The organism is Seongchinamella sediminis (assembly GCF_003457605.1).
Taxonomy (GTDB): domain Bacteria; phylum Pseudomonadota; class Gammaproteobacteria; order Pseudomonadales; family Halieaceae; genus Halioglobus; species Halioglobus sediminis.
Genome location: NZ_QRAN01000002.1, coordinates 85,709 through 110,216, shown reverse-complemented (window position 1 = coordinate 110,216; position 24,508 = coordinate 85,709). Strand labels below are relative to the sequence as shown.

The 24,508-nt window shown below is 63.7% G+C and carries 18 protein-coding genes; 8 read left to right on the top strand and 10 right to left on the bottom strand.

Annotated features, from left to right (window positions below):
* Positions 1-4: 4 nt before the first annotated feature.
* Positions 5-1,081, bottom strand: a complete 1,077-nt coding sequence (locus tag DWB85_RS02065; protein WP_133300546.1) for an efflux RND transporter periplasmic adaptor subunit — start codon at positions 1,079-1,081, stop codon at positions 5-7.
* A 213-nt stretch (positions 1,082-1,294) separates the two neighbouring features.
* Between DWB85_RS02065 and bfr (DWB85_RS02060) the strand changes: the two genes are divergently transcribed.
* Both bfr (DWB85_RS02060) and bfr (DWB85_RS02055) read left to right on the top strand, forming a co-directional pair.
* Positions 1,295-1,759, top strand: coding sequence for a bacterioferritin (gene bfr / locus DWB85_RS02060; protein ID WP_117952538.1), 465 nt, complete (start codon positions 1,295-1,297; stop codon positions 1,757-1,759).
* Positions 1,760-1,784: 25 nt separating this feature from the next.
* On the top strand, positions 1,785-2,261 hold the full coding sequence (gene bfr, locus DWB85_RS02055) for a bacterioferritin (protein WP_117952537.1): 477 nt from the start codon (positions 1,785-1,787) through the stop codon (positions 2,259-2,261).
* Here the strand turns inward: bfr (DWB85_RS02055) and DWB85_RS02050 are convergent.
* The 4 genes from DWB85_RS02050 to DWB85_RS02035 all read right to left on the bottom strand — a co-directional run bounded on the left by DWB85_RS02050 (position 2,241) and on the right by DWB85_RS02035 (position 8,037).
* Positions 2,241-3,722: a PepSY-associated TM helix domain-containing protein gene (locus DWB85_RS02050; protein WP_117952536.1), complete on the bottom strand. Its 1,482-nt coding sequence runs from the start codon at positions 3,720-3,722 to the stop codon at positions 2,241-2,243. The genes bfr (DWB85_RS02055) and DWB85_RS02050 overlap by 21 nt on opposite strands.
* An 8-nt stretch (positions 3,723-3,730) precedes the next feature.
* Positions 3,731-4,267 carry a hypothetical protein gene (locus tag DWB85_RS02045; RefSeq protein WP_117952535.1) on the bottom strand — a complete coding sequence of 179 codons (537 nt, stop codon included), beginning with the start codon at positions 4,265-4,267 and terminating at the stop codon, positions 3,731-3,733.
* Positions 4,268-4,291: 24 nt separating this feature from the next.
* Positions 4,292-6,430 carry a TonB-dependent siderophore receptor gene (locus tag DWB85_RS02040; protein ID WP_162845975.1) on the bottom strand — a complete coding sequence of 713 codons (2,139 nt, stop codon included), beginning with the start codon at positions 6,428-6,430 and terminating at the stop codon, positions 4,292-4,294.
* Positions 6,431-6,672: 242 nt separating this feature from the next.
* Positions 6,673-8,037, bottom strand: coding sequence for an aminotransferase (locus DWB85_RS02035; RefSeq protein WP_117952533.1), 1,365 nt, complete (start codon positions 8,035-8,037; stop codon positions 6,673-6,675).
* A gap of 162 nt (positions 8,038-8,199) precedes the next feature.
* Between DWB85_RS02035 and DWB85_RS02030 the strand changes: the two genes are divergently transcribed.
* On the top strand, positions 8,200-9,549 hold the full coding sequence (locus DWB85_RS02030; RefSeq protein ID WP_117952532.1) for a glutamine synthetase family protein: 1,350 nt from the start codon (positions 8,200-8,202) through the stop codon (positions 9,547-9,549).
* 32 nt (positions 9,550-9,581) lie between these two features.
* Here the strand turns inward: DWB85_RS02030 and DWB85_RS02025 are convergent, their stop codons facing one another.
* Positions 9,582-10,577, bottom strand: coding sequence for a hypothetical protein (locus DWB85_RS02025; RefSeq protein WP_133300545.1), 996 nt, complete (start codon positions 10,575-10,577; stop codon positions 9,582-9,584).
* Positions 10,578-10,705: 128 nt separating this feature from the next.
* Here DWB85_RS02025 and DWB85_RS02020 point away from each other — a divergent pair, with 128 nt between their 5' ends.
* On the top strand, positions 10,706-12,412 hold the full coding sequence (locus DWB85_RS02020; RefSeq protein WP_162845974.1) for an amidohydrolase: 1,707 nt from the start codon (positions 10,706-10,708) through the stop codon (positions 12,410-12,412).
* Positions 12,413-12,499: 87 nt separating this feature from the next.
* On the top strand, positions 12,500-13,858 hold the full coding sequence (locus tag DWB85_RS02015; RefSeq protein ID WP_117952529.1) for a Na+/H+ antiporter NhaC family protein: 1,359 nt from the start codon (positions 12,500-12,502) through the stop codon (positions 13,856-13,858).
* Between the two features lie 153 nt (positions 13,859-14,011).
* Here DWB85_RS02015 and DWB85_RS02010 read toward each other — a convergent pair whose 3' ends face one another.
* The 3 genes from DWB85_RS02010 to DWB85_RS02000 form a co-directional block, all read right to left on the bottom strand.
* On the bottom strand, positions 14,012-16,309 hold the full coding sequence (locus tag DWB85_RS02010; RefSeq protein ID WP_117952528.1) for a TonB-dependent receptor: 2,298 nt from the start codon (positions 16,307-16,309) through the stop codon (positions 14,012-14,014).
* Positions 16,310-16,532: 223 nt separating this feature from the next.
* Positions 16,533-18,125, bottom strand: a complete 1,593-nt coding sequence (locus DWB85_RS02005; RefSeq protein ID WP_117952527.1) for a tetratricopeptide repeat-containing sulfotransferase family protein — start codon at positions 18,123-18,125, stop codon at positions 16,533-16,535.
* Positions 18,126-18,132: 7 nt separating this feature from the next.
* The gene (locus DWB85_RS02000; RefSeq protein WP_117952526.1) at positions 18,133-18,969 is read right to left on the bottom strand and encodes a LuxR C-terminal-related transcriptional regulator; all 837 of its coding nucleotides are present in this window, start codon (positions 18,967-18,969) and stop codon (positions 18,133-18,135) included.
* Positions 18,970-19,112: 143 nt separating this feature from the next.
* Between DWB85_RS02000 and DWB85_RS01995 the strand changes: the two genes are divergently transcribed.
* Positions 19,113-20,987 (top strand): hypothetical protein, encoded by a 1,875-nt coding sequence (locus DWB85_RS01995; RefSeq protein WP_117952525.1) that lies wholly within the window; start codon positions 19,113-19,115, stop codon positions 20,985-20,987.
* Here the strand turns inward: DWB85_RS01995 and DWB85_RS01990 are convergent.
* Entirely contained in the window at positions 20,937-21,836 is a 900-nt protein-coding gene (locus DWB85_RS01990) for a LysR family transcriptional regulator (protein ID WP_117952524.1), read from the bottom strand. The two genes, DWB85_RS01995 and DWB85_RS01990, sit on opposite strands and share 51 nt — an antisense overlap.
* 310 nt (positions 21,837-22,146) lie before the next feature.
* Between DWB85_RS01990 and DWB85_RS01985 the strand changes: the two genes are divergently transcribed.
* Positions 22,147-23,328, top strand: a complete 1,182-nt coding sequence (locus tag DWB85_RS01985; protein WP_117952523.1) for an acyl-CoA dehydrogenase — start codon at positions 22,147-22,149, stop codon at positions 23,326-23,328.
* Positions 23,328-24,479 carry a CaiB/BaiF CoA transferase family protein gene (locus DWB85_RS01980; RefSeq protein WP_117952522.1) on the top strand — a complete coding sequence of 384 codons (1,152 nt, stop codon included), beginning with the start codon at positions 23,328-23,330 and terminating at the stop codon, positions 24,477-24,479. Before DWB85_RS01985 ends, DWB85_RS01980 begins: the two co-directional genes overlap by 1 nt.
* Positions 24,480-24,508: the final 29 nt, after the last annotated feature.

Genomic DNA, 24,508 nt, shown 5'->3' with positions numbered 1-24,508 from the left:
GGGCCTAGCGCCTGGTGACTGTGACAGCGAGGCCATTGCGCAGGGCCTCGTTACCGGCGATCACCACGGTATCGCCTTCATTGACACCGCTCCTGATCTCCACTTCGCCGTCGAACACCAGCCCGGTTTTCACCAGGCGCTCTGCGGCCACTGTGCGCCCGCCGTCGCGTTCCACCACCCAGACAATCTGCCGGCCATCGGCGTAACGCAACACGGCATCCCGGGGTACAGTGATGCCGCTGCGCCCGGTCGGCAGGCGCACCGCTGCCCGCACCGACATCCCGGGTAGCATCCCGGCTACCGGCTGCCGTGGCTCGGCGCGGACCAGGAAGGTTCGCGACTGGGCATCGCTGGCGGGCACCGTGGTGGACACGGTGGCGACGTGGCGTCCCGGGTGGCCGCCGCCGAGGCTGAATTCCAGGGCCTGGCCGGCCCGCAGTTTGCCCTGGTAGTCCTCCGGGGCCTGGAAATCCAGCCGCAGCTGCCTGATCGACACCAGGTTGAAGGCGGCGTCCCCGGGTACCACCCACTCACCGAGTTCGACCAGGCGGGCGGTGATGACCCCGGCAAAGGGCGCCTGCAGCCGGTGCCGGTCGAGCAGGCCCGCCCGGTAACCTGCTTCCGCGCGGGCCTGCTCCAGGGCGGCTTCATCCTCTGCTACCTCCGCCGCGATGTCCCTGACCACGGTTTCGGCGATGCTCTGCCTGGGCGCCAGCTCCTCGGCTTCCGCCAGCCGCCGGCGGGCATCGTCGAGGGCACGGCTGGCCCGGGTCTCCGCGGCCCGGGCGGCCCGGAGCTGCTGCCGCGCCAGTTCGGCGTCCAGTTCCAGCAGCACCTGTCCCTTGTCCACCTGGTCGCCCTCGTCCAGCTCCAGCAGCGTCACCAGGCCGGCGGTTGCCACCGACAGCTGGGCGTTCCTGCGGGCGCTGACGCTGCCGTTGAGCTGGATAAGCTCGACGATATCGCGGGCCTGGGCGCTGGTAACGGCCACCGGAGCCCCCTCGTCCTGGCTACTGGCCAGCGGGGAATGAATGAGCAGGGACAGGCACAGGGTGGCCAGCAGGCCGCGCCGTTCTAGCATGGTGGTGATCTTACACTGGTGAATGATGGCCAATGATGACGGTTTTTGCCCCTGGCTGCCAGTTATACAGGCCCTGAACAGCAATGAGAATTGGTAGCGTTATTAATATCAAGCTATTGATTTAAAAGGACATTTTGACTTTCTGCGCAATAGGCACTAGGCTTCAGCACAAATGCCCGCAGGGGCTGTTAACAACTGCTATGGAGTTCAATCATGCAAGGCGATGGCAAGGTAATAGGCTATCTCAACCGCGTTCTCACCCTGGAGTTAACCTCCATCAACCAGTATTTCCTGCACGCGAGAATGTTTCGCAACTGGGGTCTCGAGCAGCTCAACGACAAGAGCTACAGCAAATCCATCAAGGATATGAAGCAGGCGGATGCGGTAATCGAGCGCATCCTGTTCCTGGAGGGGCTGCCCAACCTGCAGCATCTGGAGAAGGTGCGAATCGGTGAGCACACCGCGGAGATGCTCGACTGTGACCTGGCCCTGCAACAACAGGAGCTCACCCTGCTGCGGGAAGCGATCGAGTGCTGCGAGCAGGCCCGGGATTTTGTCAGCCGGGAAGTGCTGGAGGATATCCTGGCCTACGAGGAAGATCACGTCGACTGGATTGAAGCCCAGCAGTACCTGATCGAGAACACCGGCCTGGAGAACTACCTCCAGGCGCAGATATGAACCGGTTCAAGCGGAGGACATCATCATGAAAGGTAGCGATAAAGTCATTGCCGAGTTGAACGGGCTCCTGGCCTGGGAATTGGGCGCCATGGACCAGTACTTCATCCACGCGGAGATGTACGCGGACTGGGGCCTGAACAAGTTATACGAGCGCATCTCCCATGAGTTTGAGGATGAAAAAGGCCACGCCAAGGCGCTGATCGAGCGCATGCTGTTCCTGGAGGGTACGCCGGACATGGTTACCCGCCCGCCGATACAGGTGGGCAAGGACGTGCCGGAAATGCTGCAGAACGACCTCAACGTGGAGCTGGCGGTAGACAAGGCCCTCAAGGACGCCATCAAGGTCTGTGAGGCGGAACAGGATTTTGTCAGCCGCGAGGTACTGGAAAAGCTGTTGGAAGACACCGAGGTTGATCACACCTGGTGGCTGGAAAAACAGCTGGGCCTGATCGAGAAAGTGGGCCTGCCCAACTACCTGCAGTCACAGATGGGAGCCGGGTGAGGCTCGCGCGGCGCCGGAAACTTCCGGCGCCGTGGCCGTTGACGGGGCCTGCGGGCGCTGTCGCCAGGCCATCCATCCTGACCACAGGCCGGCGGCGGCCAGGGCCAGGTTGATGGCGGTAATATCGAAACGCTGTGCTGCCGGTGAATACGCCAGGGTGTGGGCGCCGGCGAGCAGCAGCAGGCTGGCAGCCAGCAGCCACTGCAAGGCGCCGCGGTAGTGCCGGGTTTGCCGGCGCGACAGGCCGCCGCCGATGGCGGCAGCCAGTACCCCGGCGAATACCGGCAGTGGCGCCAGCGCGAAGACGATGGCGGCAGTGGCGGATAATGCCAGCGCCAGCGGAGCACCCCAGACCACCCCGGCCCAGGCCCGGTCCAGGGCATCGTCGCGGCCCCGCCGCGCCAGCCAGATGTTGATCCCGCTCACCGCGACCACGGTCAGCCCCAGGCCCAGCAGCAGCCAGGTGACGCGGGTGGCCAGGCCACCGAAGTAGCCGAAGTGAATCCGGTACAGGGAGTACAGGAACTGCCTGCCCGCCGGCCCCGTGGTCAGCTGCTGGCTGCCCAGGTAGCTGCCCGCCGCGTCGAAGCGGTAGATTTCCGAATAGGCCAGCCGCCCGGGCACGGTGGCCGCGATTTCCAGGAACTGGCCGGGGGTGTCCAGCTTGTGGCCGACGATATACAGCGCCTGGACCTCGGGGTGATGCCGTTCCAGCTCAGCCAGCGCCCGGTCTATGCCCAGCGGCTGCAGCGGGGCCTCCAGTACCGGGTCGGAACCGTAGATGCTGTCGAACAGGGCGTTGGTATCGCCGTCATACCACGCGGTGGCCGCCGACCAGGCCAGTAAGCCCACCAGGCCGTAAAACGCGCCGGTCACGCCGATCATGAGGTGAAAAGGCAGGCCCCAGACTGACAGCCGGTTGTGGATGTCGGCCTGCTCCAGTCGCCGTGTTCCCCCCAGGCGCAGCTTGAAGGCGTCCCGGAACAGGCGTGGATGGGCCAGCAGGCCGGACACGATCAGTGCCAGCAGCATGGCGCCGATGGCGCTGACGATGACCAGGCCGATATTGTGCGGCAGGTGCAGGCTGATATGCAGCTCCCGCAGCATGTGTGTCCAGCCTGCGGCGGGGGGCGCGAGCAGCTTGCCGGCGGCATCGGTAAAGCGTTCTTCCGCGCCGCTGCTGACGTGCATCCGCGGCAGTTCCGCGGTGGGGAATATCACCCACAGGGATTCCGGGTCGGCGTCCACGCTGGCGCGGAAGCCGGTCATGGCATTTTCCACCGCAGCGGCGGACACCTGGTTGAATTCCGGAATGCCCGGCTGCTCCCAGCGCTCAAACAGTTCCGCCATCGCCGCCAGGCTGCCGGTGAGGCAGATCAGGTACATCAGCACACCCACTACCAGGCCGATGGCCGAGTGGGCATCCAGGGAGCGGCGTACGAGTTCGGGGGCCAGCGCCATGTGTGTTCCTACAGGTAAAGGGCCAGGCTGGACATCAGGGCTGCAAGGAGCAGGCCAGTGCCCAGCCGGGCAGGTTTGTCGAGATAGCAGGTGTAGAAGGCCAGCAGCGCCCAGGCTACCGGAAACAGCACCGCCGCCGCAGCCATGCTGCCGATTTCACCACCTGGCAGCAGCAGGACCAGCAGCAGGGTGAGCTGGCAGCTGGCGATACCGGCCAGCGGGCCGGCCACCAGGAACAGAGACCACTTGTGGAGCGCGGAGCTGCTCCCCTCCATGCCACCCGCTGTGCGTTCAACCCCCGGTGGTCGCCGTTCGCTGTTCGCCAGCAGCACAACCACCGCGACCAGGGAGATCGCCGCCAGCAGGTAACTGCTGCCAAATTCCCAGCCCCAGGCGAGGGCGCCGCTGTACAGGGACAGCGCCAGCAGCAGCCAGCCGGCCCCCGCGGCCCAGCGCCAGCGTATTTGTGGCCGGCGCCAGGCGGCGCGCAGGGTTGTCACCCCGGCGCAGCAGAGCAGCAGGCCGCCTATCGCGGCTGTGGTCACGGCAGTGCCTCCAAATTCAAGCTATCAGAACCGGTAGCTGACGCGACCGACGACAGTGCGTTGGTCGCCGGGGAAACAGTCGCCCCGCGCCAGGCAGGTAGCATAATAATCCTTGTCACCGACATTGCGCACGTTGAGCGCGAAATCCCAGTGTTCCAGGGCGTAGCCCAGCATCAGGTCACCCAGGGTATAGGAAGGTGTCCTGATGGTGTCCGTACCGCCCCAGCTTGCACCGACATAGCGAATCCCGGCCCCGGCCCGGAAGCCGTCCAGGTAGCCCTGTGGCCGCCAGCTCAGCCAGGCCGAGGCCTGGTCTTCGGGGACGCTGGCGAAGCGCCAGCCGTTGGCGGATTCGGTATCGAGCCTGCTCCAGGCCAGCTGCAGGTTGAAATCACCGAGTTGCGCCAGGGCTTCCAGCTCGAGTCCCTCCACGGTGGCCACGCCGGACTGCTGCTCGAACTCTCCCGGCGTGCCCAGGGGGTCCGCCAGGTTGCTTTGCTCCAGGTCAAACCAGGCCAGCGTCACCAGCGCCGGAAAACTGTCGGGCTGGTACTTGAGGCCGATTTCCACCTGCTCACCCTGCTGGGGCTTGAGCGGCTGGCCCTTGCCGTCGTCGCCGATAACCGGCTCAAAGGACTCAGAATAGCTGGCGTAGGGAGCGAGTCCGCTGTCGAACTGGTACAGCAGGCCAATACTGGTGCTCACCTCGTCGTCTTGCTGCCCATTGCCCTCGGTGTCGCTCTCGGTTTCATCCCAGCGGGCGCCCAGGGTCAGGTGCCAGTTACCGAGGGTGAGGTGGTCGCTGAGGTAGAGACCGGTGTCCCTGACCACGGTTTCCGGGCCGTCGGCATACAGTGAGTTCAGCAGCTCAGCTGGCGGGATATCGCCGTATCGGGGATTGAAGACGTTGACCCAGTAGCGGTCGGCGCCCGGGGTGTGCAGGTCGCCGGGAACATACTGGTAACCCAGCGCGTAAGCGTAGTAGCCGGCATCGCCGGTGGTGACGTCCTGGTACTGGCCGCCCAGCAGCACCTGGTGGCTGATGGCACCGGTGTCAAAGTTGGCGCGCAAGCGCAGGTCTACCGCCGCCTGTTCGGAGTAGGCGTCGGAACGATACCAGGAGCGGGGCACGGTGCCGTCCTTGTACAGCGAGCCGTTGCTGTTGTAGACGTAGCGGTCGCCGCCGATAAATGCCGGCCAGGCCTGCTGGTAGTCCGCCTCGGCGTCGGTATAGCGGGAGGTGAACTCCATGCTCCAGATATCGTTGAATTCATGGCTGGCCAGCAGGGTCACCGCCAGGGTCCGGGCGTCGAAGCGGTTGAAGTCGGGGTCGCCGAGGTAGGTGCTGCTGTCGATTTCCCGGCCGTTGGGTGCCGGCTCCAGGGTGCCGGCGATGGGCAGGAACTGGGCGGCGGTGTCGCTGTCGGTGCTGGTGTAGTTGAGCAGCAGGGAGATGTCGGTTGCCTCGCTCGGGCGCCAGCTGACCGACGGTGCGAACACGGCGATTTTCTCATCCACCTCGTCGACCTGGGTTTCCGCGTCCCGGTAGACGCCGACCAGGCGGTACAGCCAGTCGCCCGAGTCGGTCACGCTGCCGGTGCTGTCCAGGGCCAGCTGCTGGTGGTCAAAGGCGCCGAATTCGGCGCTGAGTTCGTGGGCCGCCTCCTCCCGGGGACGCTTGCTGATGATGTTCACCAGACCACCGGGTGAGCCCTGGCCGTAGAGCACGGAGGCCGGGCCCTTGAGGATTTCGACCTGTTCCAGGGTATAGATGTGGGGGCGGGTGTTGTTGTAGTTGCCGAACAGGGACTGCAGGCTGTCCTGGTACTGGGGTACATCCAGCCCGCGCACCCTGACCCAGTCGCCGCGGGTGGCATAGCCATAGGTTTCGCCGGTGACCCCGGCGCTGTAGGTGTAGGTGTCGTCGAGGGAGAGGGCGCCGCGGTCGATAATCATCTGCTCGGAGACGATGGAGACCGAGCGCGCGGTTTCCATGATCGGGGTATCGGACTTGAGTGCCGAGAAGCGGGACAGGGTGCTGTAGACCATGACCTCCTCCAGGGCAGTGGCGTTTGCGGTCGCGGTGGCCGCGTCCTGGCTGTGGGCAAGTGCTGCGAGGGAGGCAAGGCCGCTTCCCAGCAGTGCGGTGAGTTTCCTGTTCATGGTTTCCCCTGTGTAGTGCCCGGGTGGTGGCAGTCGCGGCAGCGAGAAGTCTCTACCGGCCTGGTCGGCCCCGGGCTGTTGAGTCATTACAGGGGCACATACTAGGGAAACATAAGCGTAAGCACAATAGGAATGATTATCATTCAGGTATTTTGAGATATAAAAAAGCCCGGTTGCGGTGACGTGACCCCCAGCAGGTAGTCAGTTCAGCGGACCGGGCTTTGCGCCGGGTTACAGTTTGATCAGATGCCGTAGTGGGCCGCGGTGGTGTCCAGTGCCTGTACCAGCATGTCGACCAGCGAGTCCAGTTCAGCGGTGGAGCTGACCAGCGGCGGCGCCATGATCATGGCGTCACCGGTCTGGCGCACCATCAGGCCTAGCTCGTTGGCGGTATTGCGGCAGAACACGGCGCCGGCTGACTCCGGGGCCAGCTTTTCCCGGGAAGCCTTGTCGCGCACCAGTTCCACCGCGGCGAACATGCCGCGGCCGCGTACCTGGCCAACCAGCTTGTGATCCACCAGCTGCTGCAGGCGGCCCTGGAAGTGGGGGGCCAGTGTCTCGGCCGCATTGCTGATGATGTTTTCCTCGCGGAGAATTTTCAGGGTGGCCAGGCCCGCTGCAGCGGCGGCGGGGTGGCCGGAGTAGGTCAGCCCGTGGGCGAACTCGCCGTCTTTTGACAGCAGCATATCGGCCACCTTGTCGCTGACCATGACGCCGCCCAGCGGCTGGAAGCCATTGGTGACTGCCTTGGCGAAAGTCATCAGGTCGGGCCTGATGCCGTAGGTCTCGGAGCCGAACCACTTGCCGGTGCGACCAAAGCCACAAATCACCTCGTCGGCGATCAGCAGGATGTCGCGCTCATCGCAAATGCGCTGGATTTCCGGCCAGTAGGTATCCGGGGGAATGATCACGCCACCGGCGCCCTGCACCGGTTCGGCGATAAAGGCCGCGACCTTGTCCTGGCCCAGTTCGTCGATCTTCTGTTCCAGCTGGCGGGCAACGCGCAGCCCGAATGCATTGGGTTCCTCGTCCGGACCGACCTCGTAGCAGTGGGGCTGGTCGATGTGATGAACGTAATCGAGGCCGTTGGTCTGGTCGTGCATGCCCTTCATGCCACCCAGGGAGGCGGCGGCAATGGTCGAGCCATGGTAGGCGTTCCTGCGACTGATGATGTGCTTTTTCTCCGGCCGGCCCTGCAGCTGGTAGTAGCGGGTGACCAGGCGCAGGTTGGTGTCGTTGGCCTCGGAGCCGGAGTTGGTGAAGAAGACGTGCTTGAAGCGCTCCTCGGTCACGTCCACCAGGGCCTTGGCGAGCTCGATGGCGGGTTCATTGGCGCACTGGAAAAAGCTGTTGTAGTAGGGCAGCTTGTGCATTTGCTCGGTCACCGCCTCGACGATAGCCGGCTGGCTGTAACCGAGGTTGCAACACCAGAGGCCGGACATGCCGTCCAGCATCTTGTGACCGTTGCTGTCGTAGATGTAAATATGCTCGGCGCGGGAGAACACCCGGCCGCCCCGGCTTGCGTAGTCCTTGAAGTCGGTAAAGGGGTGCAGGTAGTGGGACTGGTCAAGCTGTTTCAGGTTGCCGGTGCTGGCTTGCATATTCATCGTGTTGCTCTCCCATCTGGAACGCGTTGTGGGCGCGCACTGACTATACCCCGAAGAGGTATGGTCGGGGTCTGCGCATCGTTGTTTAATAGTGTCGCACAGTGAATTGCCCAGGAAATTACCCCAAAGGTGGTGTTTTAGCCGCGGGGACGGAAACCTTATATGACCGATAATAAAGACAAACTGCAGTCCTTTCTGGACCAGCATCCGCAGTTGGAAATTTTTGAAGTGATGCTGATGGACCTCTGCGGCGGGCTGCGCGGCAAGTGGGTGACCCGCGATAAAATCCGCAAGGTGATGGCCGGCCGGCTGAAGATGCCGATCAGCACGCTGGCCTTTGACGTCTGGGGGCGCGACGCCGAGGAGTGGGTGTTTGATGGCGGTGACGGCGACGGCTGGTGCGCACCGGACATTCGCACCCTGGTGCCAACGCCCTGGCTGGAGCGGCCCACCGGGCAGGTGCTGATGTCGATGAACAACGTCGACGGCAGTCCCTGCAGTTACGACCCGCGCTACCTGCTGCAGGGGCTGGCGGAGCGTTTTGCCCGCCTTGGGCTGACTCCGGTAATGGCCAGTGAAATGGAATTCCACCTGCTGCACCCGGAGGAGGACGGGGTGGGCCGGCCAGTGCATACCCAGCAGGACCGTATCGGTGGCGTCCTCGGTGCCGGCCAGACCTACGGCATCGACCTGATGGAAGGCGAGGCTGAGCTGATGCACGATATCCGCGATGCCTGCGCTGTCCAGGGCCTGCCGGTGGACACCCTGACCAAGGAGTCGGCGCCGTCCCAGTACGAGATCAATCTCTACCACGTGAACGACGCCCTGCTCGCCGCCGACCAGGCAATGATGTTGCAGCGGGTCATCCGCGGGGTGGCGCGCAAGCACGGCCTGGTGGCCACCTTCATGGCCAAACCCTTTGGCGATATCGCCGGCAATGGCATGCATGTGCACTGCAGCCTGGTCGACAGCGAGGGTAACAATGTCTTCGATGACGGCACCGACAAGGGCACGGAAATGCTGCGCCAGGCGATCGCCGGTTGCCTGGACACCATGGCCGAGAGCATGTTGCTGTTCGCCCCCAACCTCAATTCCTATCGCCGGTTCCGCCGCGGCACCCACGCGCCGCTGGCACCGACCTGGGGCTATGAGAACCGGACCGTGGCGGTGCGGGTGCCGACGGACAGGCCCGCCGCCACCCGTATCGAACACCGGGTGGCGGGGGCGGATGCCAACCCCTACCTGGTCATGGCGGCCATGCTGGCGGGGATGCTCCATGGCATCGAGAACAAGTTGCAGGCGCCGGAAGCGCTGGAGGGGAATGCCTACGAACAGGTGCCGCCCAGCCTGCCGCGCTACTGGCCCAACGCGCTGGACTGCTTTGCCGGCTCAAGGCATATCCCGGCCTACCTGGGCAGTGACTTCCAGAAAGTATTCACCATTCTCAAGCAGCAGGAGCTGGATACCTTCGACAGCCAGGTCACCGCGCTGGAATACGACGCCTGCCTGTAGCCTGGGGCCAACTCAGTTAGTGTGAACAGGCGCTAACGCAGCTCCCAGGCGAACAGCACTGAATAACCGTCCACATCGCGGCCCGCGTTGACCTGGTAGCCCAGGCTCAGCGCCCTGACCCGGTAGCCGTAGTGCGAGATGTCGATGCCGACCGAGTAACCCAGCTCGTAAAAGTGACTGAAGCCCAGTTCATCGCGGTTTGCGCCGGTGAATGCGGTGCCGCCGGCATGCAATTTGCCGAACAGCGGCATGCCCCCCAGGGCCAGGCCGAAGGGGTGCTTCAGGTCTGCCTTGAGGGAGACGGTCCCCGCATCCTCGCTGAATGAAGGCAGGTCCCGGGACTCGGAATAACTGGCAATGTGGCTGAAGGTGTAGCGGCTGCGGGCGCTGAAATCATACTTGTCGGCCAGCCTGCTGGCATAGCCGACAGCGCCGGTCAGGCTGCTTACCCGGGCGTTGGTGTCCCAGTTGAAAATGATCCCGTCGGCAACAGCGGGGAGCAGTGCCTGGCCCAGTTCGCCCCGGTAGCGGGCCGTGTTTTCCAGCCGGCTGATGCCGAATTCCGCCGCCACCAGCGCCGTCCAGTGGGGCGCAAGCGGCATAATCAGCCCGGCGCCGACCTGCCCGCTGTCCGCTTCCCACTTCGTGGCGACGGATTCAAAGGGAGCGCCGAGCTCCAGCTCGGTACTCGCCCGGGCGTGACTCAGGGTGGCGCGCAGGGCCAGGCGCCAGTCGCTGTCGGCCAGTTCCCGCTCAAACTGCAGTGGCAGCTTGAATACATCGTAATCGGTGCCGGCGCTCTCCAGCACCGATGCGCTGATATCGGGTTCGACAAAAAAGTTGAGCATCTGTGCGTAGCCGGCGCCGATGGCGCTGTTGCTGACATTCCTGCTGAGCTGGTCGCGAACGTCGTTGATCACCTCGTCCTGGGCCGCGGCCGGCGAGGTTGGCAGCAGAAGCGGCAGGACAATCATGGCGGCCAGGGCCCGAACGGGGCAGGGTTTTGTTGCGAGGTACGGTTCCGGCATGCTGGCAGTGTAGTCCAGAGCGCGGCAGGTCGCGACCGGCGGCCCCGGCCCGGGACAGAAAGTTTTGCCGGGCATTATGTCAGCGCCAGCACTGGGGTATGATTTTGCTTTTGCGGAGCCGAACCGAGATGAAACTGTTATCCCCTGGCCTGCTGGGTACAGCGGCTGCCCTGGCCCTCGCCGCAGCGCCACCGTTATCCTTCGCGGTAGACCAGGTCTTTCTCAATGCCCGGGCCTACACGGTGAACGGAGCGCAACCCTGGGCGGAAGCGGTCGCCGTCGAGGGCGACAGGATCGTCTACGTGGGCGACAACGCTGGGGCGAGGGCGCTGGTGGAGGAAGCCACAGTCATCCATGATCTCGACGGGCAAATGTTGCTGCCCGGCTTTATCGACGCACACATGCACCCTCTGTCCGGCGGCGGTTATGCCCGGGCCCTGTCGCTGGATACCTGGGGCACGGTCGATGACTGGCTCGCGGCCGTGCGCGGCTATGTCGCGGCCAACCCCGGCGATGGCCTGCTGTTTGGCTACGGCTTTCTCGCCACCACCTTTGGCCCCGATGGCCCCAGCCGGCAGCAACTGGACGCCATTGCCGCCGACCGGCCGATCCTGATAATGGACGAGGGCTTTCACGGCGCCTGGGCCAACAGCGCCGCCCTGGCGCAGCTGGGCATCACCCGCGATACGCCTGACCCGGTGCCGGGATTCAGCTATTACAGGCGTGAGGCCAACGGCGAGCCCAGCGGCTACCTGCTGGAGGGCACCGCCACCGATGCCATGGACGCCCTGGGGGCGATCACCCGGCCGGTCATCACCGACGGCACGGCCTACGTGATCGATGTGCTCAACGCCTACGGGGTGACCTCGGTATTTGATGCGGGGGCCCTGGAGGCGGCGAACTGGACCGGCGCGATTCTTGCCGAGCTGGAGGCGTCGGGGCAGATGACGGTGCGGATTGTCGGCAGTCATTACGTGGGCGATGAAGCAGGCGTCGCGACCGCGGTCGAGGACACCCAGGCCCAGGCGCAGGAGCTGAGGGGCGAGCGCTACCACTACAACACCCTGAAAATCATGCTCGATGGCACGGTCGAGGGGCGAACCGCCGCCATGTTCGAGGATTACCAGGGCGAGCCGGGAAACCGCGGCGAGCTGGTATTCAGCCAGGCGCAGGTGAACGCCATGGTCACCGGGGCGGCTGCTGCCGGGCTTGATGTGCACCTGCACGGACTCGGCGAGCGCGCGGTGCGCCAGGGGCTGGACGCCATTGAGGCGGCGCGGCGCCTGCACCCCGACAGTGGCAGCCGCTTCACCATCACCCATGTGCAGGTCATTGCCGACGCGGATCTGCCGCGCTTCGCCGAGCTCGATGTCATAGCCCAGTCAACGCCCCTGTGGGCCTCTTACGACCATCACGGCAAGCAGTTTGTCAGCGCGGACCAGTTCAACCGCTTCTGGCGCTTCCGCAGTCTGCAGCAGAGCGGCGCCCGCCTGACCTGGGGCAGTGACTACCCGGCCAGCGGCGCGGGCATGCTGGGGATGTCGCCGCTGGTGCAGATGCAGATCGGCATGACCCGGCAGGAACTGGACGACCCCGATGGGCCCATCCAGCCCGACGCCGGCGAGCGCCTGTCCTTGCCCGTGCTGATCCGGGGCTATACCCTGGACGCCGCCTACCAGCTGCACAGGGAAGCAGATATCGGCTCCATTGAGGTGGGCAAGAAGGCCGACCTGGTCCAGCTCGACAGGAACCTGTTCGACGTACCGGCCCGGGAGCTGCACGCGGTGCGGGTAATGGCGACCTGGATCGATGGCGAGCAGGTTTACCGACAGTAAATAAGTCAGCGGGTTTCGATAGGAGCGGACACGAAAACCGGTGTAGATTAAACGCGCGCGAGCTGCGCCTTTTGCAAGGGGAACAGGGTGGAAGAATACGGGGCGATCAGTCTGATACCGGTCATTGTGGTGCTCACGGTGGCCGTTGTGACTCACCGCACAATTGCCGCGGTAACCGCCGGCGCGATTGTCGCTTTTCTTATCGCCGACGGCATCGGCTTTATAGGCTCCCTCTCAGAAGCCGTGCTGACGGTAATGGCGGATGAGAACACCGGCTGGGTGTTGATGGTCTGCGGCCTGTACGGCAGCTTTATCGCTCTGCTGGTGCGCGCCGGTGGCGCCCGCGCCTTTGGTGATCTGGTGGCCCGCCGGGTCACCGGCAAGAAGGGCAGCCTGCTGTGGACCTGGGCCCTGGGTATGGTGATTTTCCTGGATGACTACCTCAATGCCCTGACCGTATCGTCGTCAATGAAGAAGGTCACCGACAAGTACCGGACCTCCCGGGAAATGCTCTCCTATGTGGTCGACTCCACCGCCGCGCCCACCTGCCTGATCATCCCGATTTCCACCTGGGCCGTTTACTTCGCCGGCCTGCTGGAGAAAAACGGGGTGGCACCAAGCGGTGAGGGAATTGATCTTTTCATCCAGTCCATCCCCTACATGTTCTACCCCTTTGTGGCGCTGGCCATTGTGCCGCTGGTGATCATGGGGGTCATTCCCCTGGTGGGCACCATGAAAACCGCCGAGGCCCGGGCCGAGAGCACCGGCGAGCTGGCGCCCCCCGGTACGGCCGCCGATATCGAGATGGATGACCCCTACCAGGGCGGCGACGTCGGCAGCACTGGCGCCTCCCGGTTCTTTGTGCCGATTTTCGCGCTGATATTTTTTACCGTGATCTCCGATATCGACCTGTTGATCGGGGTGATGGCCGGCATCCTGGTGACCATGGCGCAGTACCTCCTTACCCGCAGCCTGACCCTCTACGAGATGTTCGACACGGTGATGGACGGCCTGCGCACCATGCTGCCGGTACTGTCCATCCTGGTGGCGGTGTTCACCTTTATCGAGGCCAACAAGGCCCTCGGCTTTACCGACTATGTCATCACCTCGGTGTCGCCCTATATGACCGCGAAGCTGCTGCCGGTGCTGGCGTTTGTCACCATGGCCTTCGTCTCCTTCTCCACCGGCTCCAACTGGGGGGTATTCGCCATCGCCATCCCGGTGGTGTTTCCCCTGGCGCAGGAACTGGACGTGAGCATTCCGCTGATGGCTGGCGCCCTGTTCTCCGCCAGCGGTTTCGGCAGCATGGCCTGTTTTTACAGCGACTCCACCGTACTGGCGGCCCAGGGCAGCGGCTGTCCGTCCTATGAGCATGCGCTGTCGCAGTTGCCATATGCCTTGCTGGGGGCGGCTATAAGCGCTGTAGGATTTCTGCTGGTCAGTTAGGACCGCAAATAAGCACGCATAAAAAAGCCCGCGGCGCATTAACCGCAGGCTTTACCAATATGTCACTCCGGCGTGCCCCGGGGCACCCTCTCTTGCGCCTGCGGCGTAATTTACCGCGTCCGCCAGAATGACATTAATCGGGCCTTGCCTGACTCACTCCCAGGTCATTCCCAGCCGCATGCCAAAGGTGCGCGGCCGCTTGGGGCCAAAGAAGTGCGAGGGCAGCACGCCGCCGTTGGCATTCTGGCCATCCCAGGTGAACTCGTCGGTGAGGTTCTCCACGTAGGCCTCGATGTGCCAGCCCGCATCCGACTCGTAGCCGATGCGCGCCGCTACTTCGGTGAAGGCGTCGATGTAGTTTTCCCGAATGCCGGTCCAGTCGCCGCCTTTCTCGCCCTCGTAGAAGGCTTCCAGGCTACCTATGATGGCACCGCCGCCCAGGGGGAAGTGAGCGTCCAGCATGAATGCCGCCGACCACTCGGGGGCCCAGAACAGGGGGCTGCCCTCGCACTCGTCGGAACCGCAGACAACCTGTAATTCATTGGCTTCCGAGTCTAGGTAGCCAGCCGCCATGTACAGGGTGAAGTTGTCGTTCAGCGCTGCGGTAATCGAGCCCTCCACGCCCCAGGCCTCTACCTCGCCAACGTTGTCCACCAGCGAGGCGCCGCTGTCGTAGTAGAGAATCTGCAGGTCCTCGTACTCATAGTAGAAGGCGGTCAGGTCGATATTGGTGGAGCCGTCGAACAGCGTATCCTTGTAGCCGATCTCGTAGGAATCGGCGGTTTCGGGCTCAAAGGTGTCAGGCAGGTAACCGTCTTCCCGGGAAATATCGGTGGTGCCGAAATCCGGTGCCACGCCGTCGGCGTCAACGATGGAGAAACTGCCGAAACCGCCGGACTTGTAACCCTGGGTATAGCTGGCGAACAGCATGGCGTCATCGGTGACCGCCCACTTGAGCAGCCCGCGCCAGGTGGTATCGTCCCAGGTTTCCTTTTTCCGCAGCGGTTCAGTGGTGGAGAAACCGTAGAACCAGTAGGCCCCCAGGTCGCTTTCGGGGGTGGGGACGTTGGTGGAGAAATCCTTCTCGTCCTCGGTGTAGCGAACGCCGATTTCCAGATCCAGGGTTTCGGTGAAGTAGTAGTCCACATTCACATAGGTGGCCCAGCCCTCGTATTCACCTTTGACCCGGCCGGTCTCGCGCAGCAGCCCCTGGGGGTGGGGGGTGAAATCGTACTCGTAGTAGTCGTATAGCTCCTGGCAGCCGCTGAAGTCGTTGCCGGGATAGTAATAGTTGCCGTAGTACTGGCAGAAGTAGTCCTCAGCGCCAACCGAGTTGAAGACAACGTCGATCTCCTCCTTGTAGTAGGAGGCGCCGGCGTACCAGCTCAGGGGGCCGTCGGTAGTGGAGGTCAGGCGCAGTTCCTGCTGGAAGTAATCCCCCTCCTGGTCCTGGCCATAGTTGTTGAGGTTCAGCGGTGTGCCGTCGTAATCCTCCCGGTAGAAATAGTCGTGATCCTTGTAGCCGGTATTGGAGGTCAGGGTGGCGAAGTCGAAGTCGTAGTCGATGTGCAGGCCCAGGGTCAGGATATCGGCATCATCGTTATCGCCGTCGAACTGGTCAGAGTCGATGTCCTCATCGCTTCCGCCCAGCTCGACGCCGCCCAGGTTCTCGTTGAATGCGTCCCAGATGTCGCCCTTGTCGATGGCGCGGTAGACCGAGCCGGACTGTTCGCGCTCCTCGTATTCAACGGTGGTGTATACCCCGAGGCGGTCGCGTTCGTAGGTGCTGGACCAGCGCAGTGCCCACTTGTCGTGCTCGATCAGGTCACCTGACCCCGGATAGACGTTCCTGGCAAAGCCGTCCTCCTGCGAGTAATACCCGGCCAGGCGGGTGGCCATATGGTCAGTCAGCGGCAGATTGACTGCGCCTTCAAACACCAGGTGGTCACGTTCAGCCACATCCAGGTCGACATAGCCGGAAGTGCTGCCGACCTGGGCGCGCTTGGTATGCACACTGAAAGCCCCACCAATCGAGCTGCGCCCGAACAGGAAGCCCTGGGGCCCCCGGAGGATTTCAGCGCGGTCGATGTCATAGAGGCTGGTCACGGCGGAGCCGTTGCGGCCTTCGTAGAGGTCATTCTTGAAGAAAGCGGCAGAGGGGTCGCCGCCCACCCCGAAATCCTGGGTGCGGATGCCGCGGACGCTGATCGCATCGATAAAGCTGTCCTGGGAATTACCCGTCACCCCGGGGGTAAAGGACACCAGGTCCTTGACGTCATCCAGGTTGACCTTGTTGACGAAGTCGCCGGATAACGCAGTAATCGCCAGCGGCACATCCTGTACCGATTCGCTGCGTTTGGTCGCGGTGACGATGACCTCCTCCAGACTCTGGGAGAGGGCGGGGGCGGCGATGGCGGATGACAGCACGGCGGCGGAGACGGCCCTGGCCATGCTGCTCTTTCGGGTTGTGATGCCACGGCGGTGGCGGTGCTTGCTGCGAGTCATAGTATCCCCACTTGGACGGTGAACGTTAAAACGGTGCTTACGAGCCGCGTGTCTTGTTATAGGCAGAACGCCAGGCTGGCACTGCCGTTTGTATAGTCAGGTCCTGTTAAACTAGCCAAACTGGACAGGCAATAATATACCCCGATAGGGTAGATACAGTTAAGTGGAATTATTCGCTGGCGATGCCCGCCTTCGCCAGTTCCTGCTGCATTTCGGCGAGTCCGGAGCGGTACTGCTTCCAGCGGCCGATGGAGCGGGTGTGGGCCGGTTCCCGCACCTGCACCGCGCTGGCGGTGGATACGGCCGCGTCCTGCTTGTGGAATTCGAGGCAGGCCTCCTCCCAGGGTAAGTCCAGGTAGTCGAGCAGGGCGCGGGCGTTGGGCTCCAGGTCGGCAGCGGTTGCCTCATAGCTGATATCGAAAAAACGGCCCGGGAAGCGCTCCCGCCAGGTATCCATCAGCCGGCGATAGCGGGCGTGGTGGCGGGCCATTTCCCCCTGCTGGTAGGAATGCAGGTAGGCGTCGGCAAACAGTTGCTTGAAGCTGGCGAAACAGGCGTCCATGGGGTTGCGCACCAGGTGCACGATTCTCGCATTCGGCAGCGCCTTGAGGATGAGTGGGATCATCAGGTAGTTCTGCGGCAGCTTGTCCACGAAGCGCGCTGCGCTTCCCGCCATGCGGCTGCTGGTCTGCAGGTACATGTTGCCCACTTTCGCCGGCTCGGTGGCCCTGGCCAGCTCAAACAGTTCCCGGGTAAAGCGCCGCGGATCGCGATAGTTGGACAGCCGCCGCAGCGCCAGGCCGAACTGCTGCAGCTCGCCGGCGGAATGGACCTGGGAGTGGGCGACGATAATCCGCTCCACCAGGGTGGTGCCGGTCCGTGGCTGGCCCAGTACGAAAATCGGCGCCGGGTTAGGGTTGCCCTCGGGCAGGCTGTCGAACCACTCCCGGGTGTAGCTCTCCTGGAGGTAGTCGAACATGGCCTGCTCCGCGGCCTCGTCGTATTCCACCGTTGCCCGCCGCGCCGCGGCGCCGGCACTGAAGGCCTCGAAGGCCTCGTCCCAGCGCTTGAGGTCCTCGCACTCCTTGCCGATGGCATACAGGTAGAAGGCCCGGGCCCGGGGATTATTGTCGTGCTTTGCCGCCAGTGCCCGCATCTGGTCAATGTGCTCGCCATCGCTGGCTTTCGCCGAGCCGGCCAGGGCCCAGTGGGCCTGGGGTGAGTCGGGGAGGATACGAATGACATCGCGAAAGATGATGTCCGCGGTGTCGGTGTCGCCGTGATAAACCAGGTTGTTGGCCAGGTTCAGCATATAGGGCGGATGGTTGGGGCGTGAGGTGTTGGCCCGGGCAAAAAACGCCTTGGCCACGCTGTATTCGCCCATCTGCGACAGGGTCATGCCGATCAGGTCCAGCACAATCGGGTCGGTGGGGCGGATACGCCGGGTCTCGCGCAGCGCGGCATCGGCCTTGTTGACCTGCCCCTCCGACATGTACATGCGGGCCAGCTGCGCCCAGGCCGCGGCGTGATCCCGGTCCAGCTTGACCACCGACTGGAAGGCGCGGAAGGCGCTTGCCCGGTCCTTGCTTTCCAGGCCTACCAGGCCCACCAGGAAGTGCGCCTGGACCAGCTCCGGCTGCAGCTGCAGTGCCTGCTGGCAGCACTCGCCCGCTTCCTCGACGCGGCCACTGGCAAGGGCTGCGAAACCGCGCCTCATCAGGTCCTGCAACTGTGCGGCTTGCTCCGCGGGTATCCTGCTCATTAGCTGCTCAGTGCCTCGGCGGTGGTTGCAGGTAGGCCACCAGGGTATCGCCGCCGGCGTAGTCCCGGGCGCTCATCAAAGAATCCAGGAACAGGTAAAACAGTTCCGCCTGGGACGATACTTCCAGCTTGGCATAGGCGTGTTTGCGGTGCAGCTTGACCGTCTCCATGGAAATCGACAGCTTGTCGGCCACGGTCTTGGTGCTGTGACCGTGCAGCACCAGGTTAATGACCTGGGTCTCCCGCTCGGTCAGCAGGCTGGAACCGAAGGAGGCCAGGGCGCTATGTAACTGGGCCCGCAGGTTGACGCCACTGGTGTCGCCGCTGCGCTCGGCCCAGTGCTGCTGGCACAGTGCCTGGACCGTGGGATAGACGTCCGCCAGGATGCGCAGCTCAGGTTTGGTGAAGCTGGCCCGGGCGGCGGTTTTTCCCAGGGCGATGTTGATGAAGCCGTCCCGGGAGACGGGAATGACAAAGCCGCATTCGTCCTGGTAGCCACAGTTGCGGTACCAGGTCTTGTAGTACTCGCTGTCCTTGAAGCCGGTGGGGGAGAGGTCCCGCAGGCGAAACACGCCAAAACGCCCATCCGCTGTCGCCGCCAGGTAATAGGGGTCAAGCAGGAAGGCGCCTTTGACGAAGATGTCCAGGGTCGAGCCCCCGGTATCGGCGTTGACCTCGAAGTATTCCACTACCGGCAGTTCGCGCTCCGGGTAAAAGATAACGCTGGCATCGTCTACCGGTACCAGCTCGCGCAGCATGGCCACCAGCATGGCGGGAAAGTCGGCACTGCCGCTCGCCGGAATCAGGCGGGCGAGATGTTTGCTGAAGATGTCGAGTGAGGGCATTTATTGTGTACAACTTGCAGGCCGGCGCTAAAAACCGGCGAGTTTATAGTCTCTGGTTAACCCCTGTTCCTTGATTCTGGTCATGTTGGGCCCGGCTGGCAAGTGCTAGGGTCAATGGCCTGAGGACGAGGAGGGAACGGATATTGTATAAGAATATCTTCACCGTCTCCCTGTTGCTGTTTGCCCTGGCATCCCGTGCCGACGTGCTGGTGGGCTACACCTACTACCATATGCAGGCCTGGGATGTGCATGCCGAGCCATTGAGCGTGTCCGGGCTGCAGCGCAGTATTGACCGGATCCTGGCCCGTCACAGCAGTATTGTGGCAATAAATGGCCTCAAGGACTTTGGCGATGTGTCTGCGGGCCTGCAGGGGGTTCCCTGGCGCCCCTTTCTCCGGGACTGCGACGGGCGACCCTGCAGCTATGCGCAAATGCGTGCCCGCATGAACCACGGCAGTCACTGTGCCGGGCGCCTTGAGGATGTGGATACGCCGGTGGAGTGGCTCTGTTACCTGGACCGGATCAGGGGCAACGTGGAACTGATACGGGGCACCAAGCCGCTCTTCCTCCACGCCCAGCTGGCGGACTGTTACCCCGAGCCTGTATGCAAGGGCAGGATTCGCCCCCTGCGCGATCTCAGCGGCGATTATCCCGCGCAGTTTCAGGCTGCCGGCGAGGTGAATTTTGCATCGCCAGCGGTGGCCGCCGCCTATGGCCGCCTCAGCCGGTTTCTGGTGCAGCACTACCGGGCCGACTTCTTTACCCCCTGGAGAGAGCTCAACTACCGTCTGGCGGCGACTGTACCGGATGAGAGATTCATGCCGACCTACCGCGAAATCGTTCGCGCCCTGTATGAGGCGGAACCCGAGGTGGCGGTGTTTCCCAGCTGGCGCCTGGAGTACGCCTTCGACTGTACGCAGGAGCCGGAGTTTGACTGCCAGGTAGACCAGGCAACAGCGGGACATATTGCCAGCTTCTGGAGGGTGCATCGTGAGTACCAGCCCCAGGCGCCGACCCTGATAGGTATTTCAACCTACCCGGCGCGAAGGCCGGCCGGCGGGTCGGGCGCTCCGGGTGCGCTGTCCAGGTATGGCCTGCAACAGCTGCTCACCGCAGCGAGGAACCAGCTGGATTCGGCCAGGCTGGACTTTGCGCTGACGCCCATTGCGATCACGGAGTCAGGCTGGGGCACGTGGAAGCCCTTCCTGTTCGATACCTACCAGTGTAACTCGCCCCGCGGGCGCGCCGTGCAGGAAGCGGAACAGGCCCGTTACGTCAAAGACCTGCTGCAGTTTGAGTTCCTGCCCGGGCAGCCCCGGGTGCATCCGCTGGTGTTCATCATCAACTGGTGGGCTGCCGACGTCGAGTTTCCGCTCACCGAGGACAACAAAATTGCCCGGAACGTCGCGGACTTTGATCGCTGGGCGATCAGCATTAATGGCGTGCTGGGGCCGGCATCCCAGTCCTATCGGACCAAGCTGGCGTTCCTGGTGTTTGCCGATACTCTCGCTACTGACCTGGACCGGGATGGCGTGCCCAATACCGGCATGGGTGAGGCGGGGGCGCCGCTGCAGGTCGATAACTGTCCGCTGCATTACAACCCGGACCAGGCAGACTCCGACCTCGATGGCGGCAGGCCCCGGGCCGACGGCGTGGGTGACGCCTGCGACAACTGCCAGCGGCTGTGGAATCCCCTGCAATGGGACTGGGACCAGGACGGCATCGGCAACCGCTGCGATATTGATATGAATAACGACCAGCGGGTAGACATCGAGGACTGGGTAAATTTCTCCGGCTGTATCGCGCTGGCCTCGCCAGTGGCGCAGCTGTCCTGCCTGGGCCGGCCCGGCGCAGCCATTCATCCTTATGCCATGGACCTGAACGAGGATGGCTTGCTGGACAGGGCCGATACCGATCGCTTTGTCGAGCTCTTCCTCAACTCCCTGTTTGCGCCTTACCTGCTGGTGTCAGGACTGGAGTGCGCCGGCTGCAGGGGGTGCAGCTTCCTGAGCGATTAGCCAGTCCAGAAAGGCCTGGTTGGCGCGCGACAGGGTTTTGCCGCTGCGTCTTGCCAGCGCCATGGGTACCTCGGCCCTGGGCGCCAGGGGAATACCGACGATGCCCGGCTCCTGTTCCGCCATGGTCCGCAGGCCCACGGTCGCTCCGAGGCCCTGTTTCACCATGCGCAGCAGCAGCGGCAGGAAATTACTCTGGACCCGCAGGTCCGGCTCCACCCCAGCCGCCTGGCACAGCTGGTCCAGTTGCTGGCGGATGAAATAGCCGCTCTCGTAGACCACCATGGGCGCCTGGTGCAGGTCCTGTATCCGCAGGCTGCGGTGGCGGGACCAGGGGTGGGTAGTAGCCACGCAAACCACTATTTGCTCGGTAACCAGCGGCCAGCGCTCCAGCTCCGCGGCGCCCCCGTCGGTGGTGACGCCGAGCTCGATCTCATCGCCCAACAGCATATCCTCGACCTGGGCGGTGCCGGCCTGGGTGACGGCGGCGGTCAGGCCCGGGTGTTCAGCCAGGAAACCGCTGAGCAGGTCGGGCAGGTAGTAGGTGGCGAGCATGGAGGGGCAGGCGATACTGAGTTCGCCGCGCAGCAGATTTTTCAAATCGCCGGCGGAAGCCTTGAGTTCCTCCACCTGCTGGAGGATGGAGTGGGCCCGCCGCAGCAGCGCTTCACCCTCTGCGGTGAGCGCAATCCGGCGGCCGCTGCGGTCGAACAGGCTGATGCCCAGGGAATCCTCCAGCTTGCGTACAGCGATGCTCACCGCCGGTTGCGCCATGTGCAAGTGCTCGGCGGCAGCGCTGAAACTGCCGGCATCGGCGACTGTGGTGAATATCTGTAGTTTGCGCAGGTCCATGCGGTCTTCCTGTGTCTGCCAGCGTGATTACGGCCAGGCGGCATACGGCCATTCCAGCCCGAGCCGGAATCCACCAGCTGATTCCTGTCATCCCGGCGGACAAGGTGAATTGCGCTGCAGGCGCAAGAGAGGGTGCCCTGGGGTAAGCCGGAATCCATGGCTCAGCGCCCTGGCAAGTCCATCAGTGCGCACCTGGGGATACACGATAGCTTATAAAATAGGTATATGTAAAACATATAAAACATATATTTTATAAATGAATGAGGGTCTGCTATGTTCCCCGCTTTACCCCAGTGCGGAGCAGCAGCCCATGGCCGGCAAAAAATGGCAGAAACTCAACTGGCAGGACCCCTTCCTGCTGGACCAGCAACTCACCGATGAGCAGCGCATGGTGCAGCAGAGCGCCCGCCAGTATGCCCAGGACAAGCTGCTGCCGAGAGTGCGGGAAGCGTTCCGCGCCGAGCAGACCGACCAGAATATCTTCCGCGAAATGGGTGAAATGGGCCTGCTGGGCTCCACCATAGACGGCTACGGCTGTTCCGGTGTCGACTATATCTCCTACGGCCTCGCCGCTCGCGAGGTGGAGCGGGTCGACTCCGGCTACCGTTCGATGATGAGCGTGCAGTCCTCGCTGGTGATGTACCCGATTTACGCCTATGGCACCGAGAGCCAGCGCGAGAAGTACCTGCCCAGACTGGCCACCGGCGAGTGGATTGGCTGTTTTGGGCTGACCGAACCGGACCACGGCTCCGATCCGGGCAGCATGGTGACCCGCGCCCGCGCGGTGGACGGCGGCTATCGCCTGAGCGGCGCCAAGATGTGGATTACCAACAGCCCCTTCGCCGACGTGTTCGTGGTGTGGGCCAAGACCGACGACGGCAAGATCCGCGGCTTTATCCTGGAGAAGGGCATGGCCGGGCTGTCCGCTCCCAAAATTGAGGGCAAGCTGGCGTTGCGAGCGTCAGTCACCGGCGAGATCGTGATGGATGAGGTATTCGTGCCCGAGGACAACCTGCTGACCAATGTGGAGGGCCTGAAGGGGCCCTTCGGCTGCCTCAACAATGCCCGCTACGGCATTGCCTGGGGCGCCATGGGGGCGGCGGAAACCTGCTGGCATGCGGCTCGCGATTACACCCTGGAGCGCAAACAGTTCGGCGTGCCGCTGGCCGCCAAGCAGCTGGTGCAGCTCAAGCTCGCCGATATGCAAACAGAAATCGCCCTGGCCCTGCAGGGCTGCCTGCGCGCCGGTCAGCTGATGGATGCCGGGCAGATTGCGCCGGAACTGATTTCCCTGATCAAGCGCAACTCCTGCGGCAAGGCCCTGGACATCGCCCGCAGCGCCCGCGATATGCTGGGCGGCAACGGTATCTCGGACGAGTATCCGATCATGCGCCACATGGTGAACCTGGAGGTGGTCAACACCTACGAGGGTACCCACGACGTGCACGCCCTGATCCTGGGCCGCACCCAGACTGACATTCCCGCGTTCTGATGGGCGCCCTGTCGCACATCAGGGTGCTGGACCTGTCGCGGATTCTCGCCGGGCCCTGGGCCAGCCAGATACTGGGCGACCTGGGGGCCGAGGTGATCAAGATCGAGAACCCCGAGGGCGGGGACGATACCCGTCACTGGGGCCCTCCCTACATGACCGACGCCCGGGGCCGGGACACGGATGAATCGGCCTACTTCATGTGCGCCAACCGCAACAAGCGCTCCGTCTGCGTGGATATGAAAACGGCCCGGGGCCAGGCCCGGCTGCGGGAGCTGGCCGCCGACTGTGATGTGCTGATCGAGAACTTCAAGGTGGGCGGCGCCGCCAGGTACGGCCTGGATTACGCCAGCCTGGCGGCGATCAACCCGCGCCTGGTCTACTGCTCTATTACCGGCTTCGGCCAGAACGGGCCGCTGGCCAGCCGCCCGGGTTACGACTTCCTGGTGCAGGCCATGGGCGGCCTGATGAGCGTTACCGGCGCGCCGGACGGTGAGCCGGGGGCCGGCCCGCAGAAAGTGGGCGTGGCCCTGACCGACATCATGACCGGCCTGTACGCGGTCATCGGCATCCAGGCCGCGCTGGCCGAGCGCGAGCGATCCGGCCTCGGCCAGCAGGTGGACCTGGCCCTGCTGGATGTGACCGCGGCTACCCTGGCCAACCAGGCCACCAACTTCCTGGTGGGCGGACTCAATCCCACCCGTCTGGGCAACGCCCACCCGAATATTGTGCCTTACCAGAGTTTTGTCGCCCGCGATGGCCACCTGATTGTGGCGGTGGGTAACGATGGCCAGTTCCGCCGCTACTGCGAGGTGATAGGGGCACCGGAGCTGGCCGCTGATACCCGCTTTGTCAGCAATCGTGAACGGGTAAAAAACCGCGATGCCCTGGTGCCGCTACTGCAGGCGAAAATGCTGGAACGGGACAAGGACGAGTGGATCGCCCTACTGGAGGCGGCCGGCGTGCCTGCCGGGCCGATCAATAGCGTCGCCGAGGTGTTCGCCGAGCCGCAGATCCAGGCCCGGAAGATGCAGGTCACCGTGCCTCACCCGCTCAATCCCGGGCTGCAACTGGTGGGCAACCCGATCAAGCTGTCGCGCACGCCGGTGGAATATCGCAGCGCTCCGCCCTTGCTGGGGGAGCACAGCGAGTAGCCTCTCGGCGGCCTGGCTGGCTGCCGGGC

Coding starts and splice junctions, on each gene's coding strand:
- DWB85_RS02010 (WP_117952528.1), bottom strand. CDS start 16,309: ATGGCCAGGGCCGTCTCCGCCGCCGTGCTGTCATCCGCCATCGCCGCC.
- DWB85_RS02020 (WP_162845974.1), top strand. CDS start 10,706: ATGAAACTGTTATCCCCTGGCCTGCTGGGTACAGCGGCTGCCCTGGCC.
- DWB85_RS02000 (WP_117952526.1), bottom strand. CDS start 18,969: ATGCCCTCACTCGACATCTTCAGCAAACATCTCGCCCGCCTGATTCCG.
- DWB85_RS02035 (WP_117952533.1), bottom strand. CDS start 8,037: ATGAATATGCAAGCCAGCACCGGCAACCTGAAACAGCTTGACCAGTCC.
- DWB85_RS02040 (WP_162845975.1), bottom strand. CDS start 6,430: ATGAACAGGAAACTCACCGCACTGCTGGGAAGCGGCCTTGCCTCCCTC.
- bfr (WP_117952537.1), top strand. CDS start 1,785: ATGAAAGGTAGCGATAAAGTCATTGCCGAGTTGAACGGGCTCCTGGCC.
- DWB85_RS01985 (WP_117952523.1), top strand. CDS start 22,147: ATGGCCGGCAAAAAATGGCAGAAACTCAACTGGCAGGACCCCTTCCTG.
- bfr (WP_117952538.1), top strand. CDS start 1,295: ATGCAAGGCGATGGCAAGGTAATAGGCTATCTCAACCGCGTTCTCACC.
- DWB85_RS02030 (WP_117952532.1), top strand. CDS start 8,200: ATGACCGATAATAAAGACAAACTGCAGTCCTTTCTGGACCAGCATCCG.
- DWB85_RS02025 (WP_133300545.1), bottom strand. CDS start 10,577: ATGCCGGAACCGTACCTCGCAACAAAACCCTGCCCCGTTCGGGCCCTG.
- DWB85_RS02005 (WP_117952527.1), bottom strand. CDS start 18,125: ATGAGCAGGATACCCGCGGAGCAAGCCGCACAGTTGCAGGACCTGATG.
- DWB85_RS01990 (WP_117952524.1), bottom strand. CDS start 21,836: ATGGACCTGCGCAAACTACAGATATTCACCACAGTCGCCGATGCCGGC.
- DWB85_RS02065 (WP_133300546.1), bottom strand. CDS start 1,081: ATGCTAGAACGGCGCGGCCTGCTGGCCACCCTGTGCCTGTCCCTGCTC.
- DWB85_RS02050 (WP_117952536.1), bottom strand. CDS start 3,722: ATGGCGCTGGCCCCCGAACTCGTACGCCGCTCCCTGGATGCCCACTCG.
- DWB85_RS01980 (WP_117952522.1), top strand. CDS start 23,328: ATGGGCGCCCTGTCGCACATCAGGGTGCTGGACCTGTCGCGGATTCTC.